Source organism: Alteromonas sp. NFXS44, from assembly GCF_040148705.1.
In the GTDB taxonomy this organism is placed as follows: Bacteria; Pseudomonadota; Gammaproteobacteria; order Enterobacterales; family Alteromonadaceae; genus Alteromonas.
The window spans coordinates 161,897-174,802 of record NZ_JAGDEA010000005.1 but is presented as its reverse complement, the minus strand read 5'-3'; the positions used below and the strand labels follow the sequence as shown (position 1 = coordinate 174,802).

Here is a 12,906-nt window from a genome sequence, read left to right as displayed (position 1 = left end):
TTTTGTCCCTAAGAAACAAAGCGACTAATATCGTTAAATATGGCGATGCTCATCATCATGAAAAGCAGTGCGCCGCCAATTTTAAACCCCCACTCCTGCACATGTTCCGGTACAGGTTTGCCCGATGCCCACTCGATGATATAAAACAGCAAGTGACCGCCATCCAGCATGGGAATTGGCAACAAATTGATAATGCCGAGACTGACACTGATCAACGCTAAAAAACTTAAAAAGTATGCCAGTCCGTATCCGGCACTGACACCTGCGCCCTGCGCAATGGAAATTGGTCCGCTGAGATTATTCAGCGATACATCGCCGGTAACCAGCTTGCCGAGCATTTCCACACTGACGGCAGTCAGCCGCCAGGTTTTATCCAGTGCTTTACCCACGGCCTCGACAGGACCGTACTGATGAGTAAATACATAACCTTCAGGCCAGGGCTCCGCTTTAGGGCTTACCCCTAAGAAACCATCCTGACCGTCAGGGGTATCCCGGCGCGCTATTGTAGCACTAACTGTCTGTTGCTGACCGCCCCGCATTAACGTAATGCTGACGGTTTCACCGGGTAACCCTTTAATAGTGTCAACCAGAGACATCCAGTTTTCTATCTTTTCGCCATTCAGCACAATCAGTTCATCATCGACCTGTAACCCCGCCTGCTCTGCAGGACTGTCTTCAGAAATGAATGCCACTACGGTGGTAATTTCAGGTCTGAAAGGTACGATGCCCAAACTGTTTAAAGCAGACTGTTTTTCCGGGTCAAAGTTCCAGCCGGCGATATGTAAATTCGTCTGACTGGTCACACCTTGTGCAGATTTCACGGTAATACCCACCTGTGGTGTACCAATCGCAGAAATCAATTCCAGATTTACCGATTCCCAGTCAGGCGTCTCATGACCACCCACTGTAATGATTTCATCACCGGCTTTTAACTGAGCCTGCGCAGCAAAACTGTCCGGCGTTATATCGCCAATCACCGGCTTTACTGTATTCTGACCAATCAGGAACATCATATACAATGCGAGCACTGCAAAGATAAAATTTACACCGGGGCCAGCGGCAATAATTGCCATACGTTGTAAAACAGGTTTGTTATTGAACGCCAGGTGACGCTTTTCCGCAGGCACGTCATCCACACGCTCGTCGAGCATACGTACATATCCGCCCAGCGGTATAGCGGCTACCGCAAATTCGGTGCCCTTCTTATCTTTTCGTGTCCAGAACGGTTTACCAAAGCCAATTGAAAACCGCTCGACATGCACGCCACACATCCGGGCAACAATAAAATGTCCCCACTCGTGCACCGCGACTAAAATACCCAGTGCGACTATGAATGAACCTAAACTCCACAGAAACGTGAACACTACACCTTACTCCGTACCAGTTCTGTGGCGACTTCCCTCGCCATTCTGTCTTCTTCAAGGATCTGTTGGAGTGACGATACCGTTACAGGTTCCATTATGTTTAACGTTTCCTCGTTAATTGCTGCAATATCGGTAAAACCAATGGCGCCATCCAGAAAGGCGGCAACGGCAATTTCGTTGGCCGCATTAAGCCGCGTTGTGGCAGCCTGACCGCTGTCACAGGCATCAATGGCCAGTTTCAGATTAGGATACCGCGCGTAACAGGGTGACTCAAAAGTAAGGCTTGCCATTTTCGCAAAATCCAGCGGTTCAACACCGGCATCAATACGTGCGGGCCAGGCGAGGCCATAAGCAATGGGCGTACGCATATCAGGGTTGCCTAACTGGGCAATCACCGAACCATCGGTGTACTGTACCATGGAATGGATCACACTTTGAGGATGCAGTACCACCGTAATATCTTTTGAAGAAGCACCGAATAACCAGCAGGCTTCAATAAATTCCAGTCCCTTATTCATCATGGTCGCCGAGTCCACCGTGATTTTCCGGCCCATGGACCAGTTCGGGTGATGACAGGCTTCCTCTATAGTGATGGTGTGAAAGGTGTCGATATCGCGGTGACGGAAAGGTCCGCCGGAACCGGTGAGCAAAATTTGACTGATCCCTGCCTGCTGCAATTCACCATAGCGAAATCCTTCAGGCAAACACTGGAATATGGCATTGTGTTCACTGTCTATGGGAAGAATTTCTGCCCCGCTCTGATTAGCGGCATCGATGAAAAGCGCACCGGACATAACCAGCGCTTCTTTGTTTGCCAGCAATACACGTTTTCCTGCTTTTACCGCTGCGAGGGTTGGTAATAAGCCTGCTGCGCCAACAATGGCTGCCATCACCGAAGTCACCTCCGGTGCACTGGCGACTTCTTCCAGCGCCTTAGGGCCACAAAGAATCTCAGAACTGACTTTCATCGACTGCGCCAGCTTCACCGCATCGTCGTACAAATTATCATCTGCGACTACCACGTAACGTGCTGCGCAGCTGATTGCCTGCTGCATGAGCTTTTCAAGCTGACTGTTGCCGGTAACAGCGAAAACCCGGTATTTATCCGGGTGTCTGTTGATAACGTCGAGGGTACTGCAACCGATGGAGCCGGTTGCGCCAAGTATGGTAACTGTCTGCATCAAGCCATCCAGGTAACATAGCAAAATGCAAATACGGGAAAGGCCGCAGTGAGACTGTCGATACGGTCAAGAATACCACCGTGTCCGGGCAGTAATTTGCCGCTGTCCTTAATGCCTGCACAGCGCTTCAGCATGCTTTCGTTCAAATCACCCAGCGCAGATACCGCCACGGTAATACCACCAATAAGCAAGTGCAGCCAGATGCGGTCTGTTGCTACCTGATAATGTAATGCTGCAAAAGCGATAATAGCGAAAGACGCACCGATACCACCGATTAAACCTTCCAGCGTTTTGCCGGGTGACACATTAGGCCGCAGTTTATGGCGACCGAATTTAACGCCGCTGAAGAATGCGCCGATATCTGCCGCCCAGACAATACCGAGCACATAGAAAATCAGCGATGAGCCATATAAGGTGTCAACATCATGAAGACTGGTTCTGAGACTGATAACGGCAACCCAGGTCGGGATTAAGGTCAGCAGGCCGAAGCCTAAACGAATCAGGTTATTGTTCCGCCAGAAGGCAGAATAACGGGGATAGAAAATGATCATCCACAGGGAGAACATCCACCAGATAACGGATACGCCAAGGATGAAATGGTAAAGCCCGTGGAGTTGTCCCTGGTGCCAGATGTATTGAGCATCCACAATGGAAGACAGCACCAGACACAGCGCAAAAACAAAAGCAGCGAACATGGCTTTGCGGGGTCGTGCTGTGATGCCGGACATATTCGCCCACTCATAAGCACCCAACCCGACAACACCGGCAATGGCAACTTCGAACTGCCAGACCGGTAAGAAAAGGATGGCTATCAGCGCCAGAGGCGCCAGAATTAATGCTGTTATTATTCGTTGTTTTAGCATAATTGGCGATGTGCTCCTGATGGCGGTGCCGGCACCGCCGTTAGTTGCAGGCTTCAGTTCCGTGGAACGCTGACCTGTTCGCCCGTAAGACCGAAACGGCGCTGGCGTTGTTTGAAATCATTGACTGCCTGCTGAAAAACATCTTCAGAAAAATCAGGCCATAACACGTCAGTAAAATAGAGTTCAGCGTAGGCACATTGCCACAGCAAAAAGTTGCTGATGCGATGCTCACCGCCTGTGCGGATAAGTAAATCCAACTCCGGCAGCCCTGCTGTTGACATTTTTGCGTCGAAAGCCTCTTCAGTGATATCTGCAGCACTCATCAAGCCTTCTGCTACAGCCTGAGATAACTCCCGCGCCGCATTAACGATATCCCAGCGGCCACCATAATTGGCAGCAATATTGAGAACAAGATCCTTATTGTCAGCAGTCATTTCTTCTGCTTTGCGGATCTTATCTTTCAATTTATCATCAAAAGCTGAAACGTCACCGATCACTTTTAAACGTACACCGTTTTTATGTAATCGCTTAGCTTCATTATTCAAAACAAGATTAAAAAGCTCCATCAATACAGACACTTCTTCTTCCGGACGTTTCCAGTTTTCACTGGAAAACGCGAAAAGCGTTAATGACTGAATACTGTTCTGACGGGCAAAACGCACAACTGCCCGGACAGATTCCACGCCGGCTTTATGGCCAAACGTTCTGATTTTGCCTTTCTTTTGCGCCCACCGACCGTTTCCGTCCATGATAATCGCAACATGCTGAGGACCCGGTACATTGACCGGGGTCTCAGTGGTTTCAGGCGCTGTGTTAGACCGCATTCCTAACATAGTAACTTTTTAAATTTCCATCAGTTCTTTTTCTTTGTCTGCCAGCATGGCATCCACTTTTTTAATGAAATCATTCGTCAGAGACTGAATGTTTTCTTCCGCAGCGCGGCTTTCATCTTCACTGATTTCTTTTTCTTTCAGCAAATCTTTAATGTCACCGTTTGCGTCACGGCGGATGTTACGGATAGCAACACGACCACCTTCCGCTTCGTTACGCACAACGCGGATAAGATCTTTACGACGTTCTTCCGTCAGCGGAGGTAACGGGATACGAATCGACGCCCCTGCACTCATCGGGTTGAGGCCCAGATCAGATTGCATGATAGCTTTCTCTACAGCCTGAATAGCACTTTTATCAAATACACTCAGCGCCAGCGTGCGGCTGTCTTCTGCGACAACGTTCGCAACTTGCTTCAGCGGCGTATCCACACCGTAGTAAGGCACCATGATGCCGTCAAGCAGGCTCGGGTGAGCACGGCCTGTACGAATTTTGCTTAACTGACTTTTCAGTGCACTGATGCTTTTATCCATACGCTCTTGCGCATCTAATTCAATTTCATCAATCACAGTTGTTTCCTATTTCTTACTTAAAATTTTCAGGATGGTCGATCAGAGTACCTTCCTGCTCACCCATGACAACCCGCTTCAGACAGCCCGGTTTGTTCATGTTGAATACGCGGATAGGCATACGGTGATCACGTGCCAGAGTGAAAGCAGATAAATCCATCACTTTGAGTTCTTTTTCCAGCACTTCCTGATAAGACAGTTGGCCATACAGTGTAGCGTCAGGATTTTTTACCGGGTCGTCGCTGTATACACCGTCTACCTTAGTGGCTTTCAATACGGCTTCAGCTTCAATTTCAATGCCGCGCAGACAGGCAGCAGAGTCTGTAGTGAAGAAAGGATTACCGGTTCCTGCAGAGAAGATAACAACGCGACCGGATTTTAATAAGCTGATAGCTTCTGCCCAGTTGTAGGCGTCACAAACACCATTTAAAGGAATAGCAGACATCAGGCGGGCGTTTACAAAAGCACGGTGCAATGCATCACGCATAGCCAGACCGTTCATGACAGTGGCTAACATACCCATGTGGTCACCCACTACACGGTTCATTCCCGCTTTCGCCAGGCCTTCGCCACGGAACAGGTTACCGCCACCGATAACTAAGCCAACCTGTACACCTAATTCAACCAGCTCTTTAATTTCCTGAGCCATACGGTCTAGTACTTTAGGGTCGATACCGAATCCTTCGGAACCCATTAGCGCTTCACCGCTGAGTTTTAACAAAATACGTCGATAGGCTGATTTTGGTGTGATACTCATTGTTTGAATAGTCCTTATGAATTCGGCTTGGCTCATGCCTCGTTATACATAACAAGAAATGACGCAAGCCGACTCGTTACAAGCGATATTTTTACTGTCAGGCAGTTGATTGCCTCACTCATAAAAAAGCACCCCCGAAGAGGTGCTCTGTAGTGTATCCGACATTGGCCGAATGAAAAAGCGAAACGCAGAATTATTTCTTCGCTGCCGCCATTTGCGCCGCAACTTCTGCTGCGAAGTCTTCTGTTTTCTTCTCGATACCTTCACCCACTTCAAAACGGATGAAGTTAACAACGTCAGCGCCTTTGCTCTTCAGCAGTTCACCAACAGAAACAGAAGGATCTTTAACGAAAGGCTGACCTGTCAGGCTGATTTCGCCGGTGAATTTCTTCATACGGCCAGCAACCATTTTTTCTGCGATATCAGCAGGCTTACCAGACTGGATAGCCAGTTCAACCTGGATTTCTTTCTCTTTTTCTACTACTTCAGCTGGAACTTGCTCAGGCTTAACGAACTGAGGGCTTGCCGCTGCAACGTGCATTGCTACGTCTTTAGCCAGTTCTTCGTCGCCACCGTTTAAGATAGCGATTACGCCGATACGACCGCCGTGCACGTATGCACCCAGGTTGTCGCCTTCAACGTTGATAACGCGACGAGGAGAAATGTTTTCACCGATTTTAGCAACTAACGCGTCACGTACTTCGATAACTTTCGCGCCGTCTAATTCAGCTTCGTTCAGCTCTTCAACTGAGTTGATGTTACCTGCGTGAGCCACTGCCAGAATTTTGTTACCGAAGCTCAGGAAGCCTTCATCACGGGCAACGAAGTCAGTTTCACAGTTTACTTCCATCATGGTAGCGCGGTTGCCTTCAACCTGAGTCAGGATCACACCTTCAGCGGCGATACGGCCAGCTTTCTTAGCGGCTTTTGCCTGACCAGACTTACGCATGTTTTCGATGGCCAGCTCGATGTCACCATTGGCTTCAACCAATGCGTTTTTACAATCCATCATACCTGCGCCGGTACGCTCACGCAGTTCTTTAACAAGTGCTGCAGTCACTGCCATTTTTCAATTCCTCAGCATTAAACATTTAATAAGGGAAAAGGGGCTATTGGTGCCCCTCTTAAGATATTCGGTATTTTTGATGACAGTGGCATGTCAATGTCATAACCACTGTCACCGGACAGAACTGATTACTCAGCGGCTTCTACGAAGTCGTCTTGCTCAGCCTGAACTTCAAGGTTGCTTTCGCGACCTTTGTTTACTGAATCTGCAGCGGCATTAAGATACAGCTGGATTGCACGGATAGCGTCGTCGTTACCAGGAATGATAAAGTCAACACCGTCAGGGTTAGAGTTAGTATCTACAACACCAACTACAGGAATACCCAAGTTACGTGCTTCAGTAATTGCGATGTGCTCGTGATCAGCATCGATAACAAAGATCACGTCTGGCAGACCGCCCATGTCTTTGATACCACCCAGGCTGCCTTCCAGCTTGTCCATTTCACGTTGCAGCATCAGCGCTTCTTTTTTGGTCAGCTTGTCGAAAGTACCGTCTTGTGCTTGTTGCTCAAGATCTTTCAGACGCTTGATAGACTGGCGAACTGTTTTCCAGTTAGTCAGCATACCGCCCAACCAGCGCTTGTTCACGTAGAACTGATCACATTTCTGTGCTGCATCTTTTACAGCTTCACCAGCCGCACGCTTAGTACCAACAAACAGGATTTTACCTTTCTTGGAAGCAACACCAGACAGGTAGTTCATCGCTTCGTTGAACAGAGGTACTGTTTTTTCCAGGTTGATGATATGAACTTTGTTACGGGCACCGAAGATGAAAGGCTTCATCTTAGGGTTCCAGTAGCGGGTTTGGTGACCGAAATGCACACCGGCTTTCAGCATGTCACGCATTGATACGTTAGCCATGATATTTTCCTCTTGGGGTTAGGCCTCCATATACCCCTTCCATCGATCCGCGCAATCTGTGAAGACCTTGCAGACACCCCGATGACAAGTGTCGGTATATGTGTGTTATTTAAAAAGTTAATTTACGAATATTGCGGTCCGGATAAACAGTGTTTTTCCGACTCTCACAAATCGCGGGCGCTTTATACCACAACAGGCCTCCATGCTCAAGTTTTAACGTCATCTGAGGCTGTCAAAATACAGGATGACTATACAGTTGCGCTGTCAGACGTTACCATAATAGCAATCATGCGCCTGCCGTTTTACTTTGTGATAACTTCAAATACCTGAGTCAGGTATATCATCAGACTAAACACATTTTCGGCGCATTCCCGTTTTCTCTGTTATCAATAATCGAGGGTACAGTGGCTGCTATTATTAAAACCGCTGAAGAAATTGAAAAAATGCGCGTTGCCGGCAAACTCGCCGCAGATGTGCTGACGATGATTACACCGCATGTGAAGAAAGGTGTAACCACTGACGAACTGAATACCTTATGCCACGACTATATTGTCAATGAGCAACAAGCGATTCCGGCACCATTAAACTATGGTCATCCGCCCTTTCCAAAATCTATTTGTACGTCGGTAAACCATTGTATTTGTCATGGCATCCCGTCGGATAAAAAACTTAAAGACGGCGATATCATTAATATTGACGTAACCGTGATAAAAGACGGTTACCACGGCGATACCTCAAAGATGTTTATCGTCGGTAAGCCCGCCATTCTCGCTGAACGCCTGGTGCGGGTAACGCAGGAGTGTTTATATAACGCCATCAGGCAGGTAAAGCCCGGCATGCGTCTGGGGGACATTGGTCACCTTTGCCAGACACACGCCGAATCGCATAATTATTCTATCGTCCGTGAGTACTGCGGACACGGTATTGGTGCAGGTTTCCATGAAGAACCTCAGATTGTGCACTATGGCCGTCCGGGCACGGGTGATGAACTGGTTCCGGGTATGTGCTTCACAATCGAACCCATGGTAAATGCCGGTAAGCGCCACTCAAAAGTACTGCCGGATCAATGGACTGTGGTAACGAAAGACCGCAGCCTGAGCGCCCAGTGGGAGCATACTTTGCTGGTTACTGAAGACGGTGTTGAAGTACTGACGCTGCGTGAAGAAGAAGATTTGCCCAGAGTCATCAGCCACAGTTAATTCCGGCCGGTGAGTTTTTCCGACAGGCGTATCCCGGCGCCTGTCCTTCTCCCTTAGTTATAACTTTTTCGACTAATTATTCACTTTTTAGCTCATTTTCATCACCTTTGCATAATGCGAAAATATGACGTTTCGTGTTATTGTTCGCCAGATTTTTCCTTTCTGAAGTAATAAAAGGCACATTTTGAGCTTACCAAGACTAATCGAACAGGCCGAAACCATCACCTCTGCTGAAGATATCGCAGGTATCAAAGCGTGTATTACCGCTTCTAACCAGTGGCTCGAAAGTGCGTTTGATACGACACCGGTGGATCAACTGGTCACCGGCCGTGCGAAGTTTGTGGATGCCATGCTTGCCCACCTCTGGCAACTGATGGGTCTGGATGTTGTATCCGGCCTGGCGCTTTGTGCGGTGGGAGGATATGGCCGCGGTCATCTGCAGCCACATTCAGACATTGACTTATTAATTGTCAGCCACAAAAAGCTCAATAAAGATGTGCAGGAGCGCATCAGTCAGTTCATCACGCTGTTATGGGATATCAAACTGGACGTGGGTCAGTCTGTCCGAACAGTGAAAGAAACACTGCAACTTGCAAAAGAAGATATCACGATTACCACAAATCTTGTGGAGAGCCGCCTGCTCACCGGTGATATGGATGTGTTTGAAACACTGTGGGATAAGCTGAACAGCCGCAAAGCCCTTTCATCGAAAGACTTTTTCAAAGCAAAGTACGACGAGCAAATGGCCCGTCATGCCAAATTCAATGGCACGTCTTACAACCTTGAGCCTAATATTAAAGAGAACCCGGGTTGTTTGCGTGATATTCAATCCATCGGCTGGGTCGCGAAAAAGCATTTCAAAGAATATGACGGCTTTAATCTGGTTGGACACGGTTATTTTACTGAAGAAGAACATGGCGAACTGATAAGCTGCCGCATGCACCTCTGGCGTATGCGTTTTGCTCTGCACCTTGTAGCCGGACGCAGTGAAAACCGCTTACTGTTTGATTACCAGCCGGATGTAGCAGAAAAACTGGGTTACGGCCGCGACGGAAAAGCATCAGTAGAAAAAATGATGCGTGACTTTTTCCGCATTATCCGCCGTGTGAGTGAACTGAATAAAATGCTGCTGCAACGGTTCCGCTACGATATGCTGAATCAGAGTGTACAGTCTGAAACGCCGGTTAACGCAGACTTCAAACTCCTGGACGGAATGATATCCCCTACCCGCTCCGGTGTATTTGATTGCCCGGAAGCTGTGCTGGATTTTCTCAAAGTCGTAGCCGACACCCCTGCGGTACAGGGACTGGACACTGATACCATCCGCCAGCTCAGGAACGTCCGCAGAAAGTTTGAAAATAACTACTACGTGGAACGGGAAGGTTGCCGGGAACGGCTGATGCTACTTTTCCGCCATCCCCATTTTTTTGATTTCGCATGGGATATCATGCATCAGTACGGCATTCTGGAATGTTACCTACCGGAATGGGACAAAATTGTCGGCATGATGCAATTCGATTTATTCCATGCCTACACGGTTGATGAACACACCCACCGTGTGGTGAAAAATGTGAATCATTACTTCCAGCCGGAAAACATTGAATTCCCCCGGTGCGGCAGAATTGTCCGTAACCTGGACAAACCTGAGCTGATTTATATTGCTGCAGTATTTCACGACATTGCGAAAGGCCGTGGCGGCGACCACTCGGAACTGGGCGCTGAAGATGTGGCAAAGTTTGCCGGATTACATGGCATAAAGCCGAAAGATGCAGAGCTGATTGAATGGCTGGTCGAAAACCACCTGCTGATGTCAGTGGTTGCCCAGCGTCGTGATATTTATGATCCGGATGTGATCAGCGAATTTGCCACCGCCGTGCGCAGCCACACCCACCTGAACCTTTTATATGTACTCACTCTGGCGGATATCCGCGCCACCAATGATAACCTGTGGAACGACTGGAAGTCATCGCTGCTCAGAGAGTTGTATCTTATGACCCAAAAGGCACTGGATAATGGTCTGCAATGTCAGGTCACGCTGGACGACCGGGTAAAAGAACATAAACACACAGCGCGTATTATTCTGGACGCGCAGGGCGTGCCGGAAAACGTTATTCAGTCGCTGTGGGATCGTCTGGAAGACGATTACTTCGTGCGCTTCAAGCCGGCGCAGATTGCCTGGCATACACTGGAGATTTTAAAAGGGGAAAAATCCGTACTGGCAGACAATCCGGACGCTCTGGTGGTTAAGGCTAATGACAACTCCGCAAAAGGCGGCACCGAAATTCTTATTTACGGGCGGGACCGAAAAGCGCTGTTCGCTCAGGTCGCCTCAGTCATAGACAGCAGAAACTGTTCAATTCACGATGCTCACATTACAGTCACCCGTGACGGCTATGTGTTTGACAGCATTCTGGTGCTGGAAAATGACGGTTCCAGATTAAGCGGTGAAAACCGTACGAAGAGTCTGGAGAATGCCATTCTTTCTCAACTGGAAAAACCGGGCCGGGCCCATGACAACAAGCGCAAACTTTCCCGCCAGATGCGTCAGCTGGATGTCCCCACGAAAGTCCGCTTTTTTACATTAAATGATGAAAGCACACTGATAGAACTGGAAGCGCTGGACGCCCCCGGGATTCTGGCTAAAATTGGCCATGCATTCGTGGATAAAAGCGTGGTGCTGAAACTGGCAAAAATTGCCACCATCGGGGAACGTGCCGAAGATATTTTTATTGTCAGCAACGACGCTGGCAAATCATTAACCCAGGAGCAGCAGGTTGCCCTTAAAAAGCAAATCCTGTTTAAACTCGATCAACTTGAAGACATCAACATATCATGACTGAATTGAAATCCATCATTGAAGATGCGTTTGAAAACCGTGACGCTTTGTCACCCTCTTCTGCGCCGGACGAAGTAAGACAAGCTGTTGCAGACGCTATCGCTATGCTGAACAGCGGTAAAGCCCGCGTAGCGGAAAAAATTGCCGGTGAGTGGGTTGTTCATCAATGGCTGAAAAAAGCGGTATTACTGTACTTCCGTCTTCACAACAATGACATTATCGATGGTGCTGAAACCACATACTTCGATAAAGTACCTTTAAAATATACCGGCTACACTGCTGAACAATTTGCCGCGGAAGGCGTACGTGTTGTGCCACCGGCTGCAGTACGTACCGGTTCATTTGTCGGTAAGAATGTGGTTGTGATGCCTTCTTACGTAAACATCGGCGCATTTGTTGATGAAGGTACCATGGTAGATACGTGGGCAACTGTTGGCTCGTGTGCACAGATCGGTAAAAATGTTCACCTGTCAGGCGGCGTAGGCATTGGTGGTGTACTGGAGCCACTGCAGGCCAACCCGACGATTATTGAAGATAACTGCTTTATCGGTGCACGTTCTGAAATCGTTGAAGGCGTGATCGTAGAAGAAGGCGCAGTAATTTCTATGGGCGTTTACATCTCCCAGAGCACCCGCATTTATGACCGTGAAACCGGCGAAATCACTTATGGTCGCGTACCGGCAGGTTCAGTTGTGGTTTCAGGCTCTCTGCCTTCTAAAGATGGCTCTCACAGCCTGTATGCAGCGGTCATCGTGAAGAAAGTTGACGCAAAAACCCGTGCAAAAGTAGGCATCAACGCCCTGCTCCGTGGCGTAGAATAATTCTGCGGATCACATAAATAAAAAGCGCTGCCGGAAATATGAACTGACCCGGCTGCGCTTATTTCGTTATAGCTGCCTGCTAGAAACCCACTGACGGTGATTACACCACCAGTTCATCTTTGATGGATTCAACAAACGCAAGCACCGGCTTTTCCGGCTCAAAGCACTCAATGGCATCCACCTCCAGCATCTCAGCCACGGCTTTACCTTGCAATTCGCTTAGCAATTCAAACCACTGGCGTCCTGCTGCACAATACGTATCTCCGTAGCTGCTGTCACCTAACGCACAAACAGCGAAAGGTTTTCTGTCGAGCAACGGAAACTGGTCTTTTAAATCTGAAAATACAAATTCCAGATTCGGTGGCACATCTCCCTGTCCGGTTGTTGATGTGATCACCAGTAAAGCACCGGCGTCAGTCACATCTGAAACTTGCGGATCACTGCACACCTGACACTCGATTCCTTGCGCACTCAGGGATTCAGCTACCGTTTCTGCGGCATGCTGCGCATTTCCGTAAACACTGCCGGCAAGAATGGTTAATGCTGTCATATCAGCCCT

General features: G+C 48.4%; 12 protein-coding genes. 3 read left to right on the top strand and 9 right to left on the bottom strand.

Going from position 1 to position 12,906, the window contains the following annotated elements; translation table 11 throughout:
- Positions 1–8: 8 nt before the first annotated feature.
- The 8 genes from rseP to rpsB form a co-directional block, all read right to left on the bottom strand.
- Positions 9–1,364, bottom strand: coding sequence for a sigma E protease regulator RseP (rseP, locus tag J3369_RS06000; RefSeq protein WP_349584942.1), 1,356 nt, complete (start codon positions 1,362–1,364; stop codon positions 9–11).
- Complete coding sequence (ispC, locus tag J3369_RS05995; protein ID WP_303574433.1) at positions 1,364–2,545, bottom strand: 1-deoxy-D-xylulose-5-phosphate reductoisomerase; 1,182 nt, start codon at positions 2,543–2,545, stop codon at positions 1,364–1,366. The genes rseP and ispC overlap by 1 nt, the downstream gene beginning before the upstream one ends.
- Positions 2,545–3,408 carry a phosphatidate cytidylyltransferase gene (locus J3369_RS05990; RefSeq protein ID WP_349584938.1) on the bottom strand — a complete coding sequence of 288 codons (864 nt, stop codon included), beginning with the start codon at positions 3,406–3,408 and terminating at the stop codon, positions 2,545–2,547. The genes ispC and J3369_RS05990 overlap by 1 nt, the downstream gene beginning before the upstream one ends.
- A gap of 53 nt (positions 3,409–3,461) precedes the next feature.
- Positions 3,462–4,241 carry a polyprenyl diphosphate synthase gene (gene uppS / locus J3369_RS05985; protein WP_349584935.1) on the bottom strand — a complete coding sequence of 260 codons (780 nt, stop codon included), beginning with the start codon at positions 4,239–4,241 and terminating at the stop codon, positions 3,462–3,464.
- A 9-nt stretch (positions 4,242–4,250) separates the two neighbouring features.
- Complete coding sequence (frr, locus tag J3369_RS05980; RefSeq protein WP_119500487.1) at positions 4,251–4,808, bottom strand: ribosome recycling factor; 558 nt, start codon at positions 4,806–4,808, stop codon at positions 4,251–4,253.
- Between the two features lie 16 nt (positions 4,809–4,824).
- Positions 4,825–5,565 carry a UMP kinase gene (pyrH, locus tag J3369_RS05975; protein WP_119500486.1) on the bottom strand — a complete coding sequence of 247 codons (741 nt, stop codon included), beginning with the start codon at positions 5,563–5,565 and terminating at the stop codon, positions 4,825–4,827.
- Positions 5,566–5,758: 193 nt separating this feature from the next.
- Entirely contained in the window at positions 5,759–6,631 is an 873-nt protein-coding gene (tsf, locus tag J3369_RS05970; RefSeq protein WP_349584930.1) for a translation elongation factor Ts, read from the bottom strand.
- A gap of 128 nt (positions 6,632–6,759) precedes the next feature.
- Entirely contained in the window at positions 6,760–7,491 is a 732-nt protein-coding gene (rpsB, locus tag J3369_RS05965; protein WP_349584927.1) for a 30S ribosomal protein S2, read from the bottom strand.
- A gap of 404 nt (positions 7,492–7,895) precedes the next feature.
- Between rpsB and map the strand changes: the two genes are divergently transcribed.
- The 3 genes from map (at position 7,896) to dapD (ending at position 12,347) form a co-directional block, all read left to right on the top strand.
- A complete protein-coding gene (gene map, locus J3369_RS05960) occupies positions 7,896–8,690 on the top strand; it encodes a type I methionyl aminopeptidase (protein WP_303574437.1) in 795 nt (264 codons plus the stop codon).
- A 184-nt stretch (positions 8,691–8,874) separates the two neighbouring features.
- Positions 8,875–11,526, top strand: a complete 2,652-nt coding sequence (gene glnD / locus J3369_RS05955; RefSeq protein WP_349584923.1) for a [protein-PII] uridylyltransferase — start codon at positions 8,875–8,877, stop codon at positions 11,524–11,526.
- Positions 11,523–12,347, top strand: coding sequence for a 2,3,4,5-tetrahydropyridine-2,6-dicarboxylate N-succinyltransferase (gene dapD, locus J3369_RS05950; protein ID WP_119500480.1), 825 nt, complete (start codon positions 11,523–11,525; stop codon positions 12,345–12,347). The genes glnD and dapD overlap by 4 nt, the downstream gene beginning before the upstream one ends.
- A 100-nt stretch (positions 12,348–12,447) precedes the next feature.
- Here the strand turns inward: dapD and J3369_RS05945 are convergent, their stop codons facing one another.
- On the bottom strand, positions 12,448–12,897 hold the full coding sequence (locus J3369_RS05945) for a flavodoxin domain-containing protein (protein WP_349584919.1): 450 nt from the start codon (positions 12,895–12,897) through the stop codon (positions 12,448–12,450).
- Between the last annotated feature and the right edge of the window lie 9 nt (positions 12,898–12,906).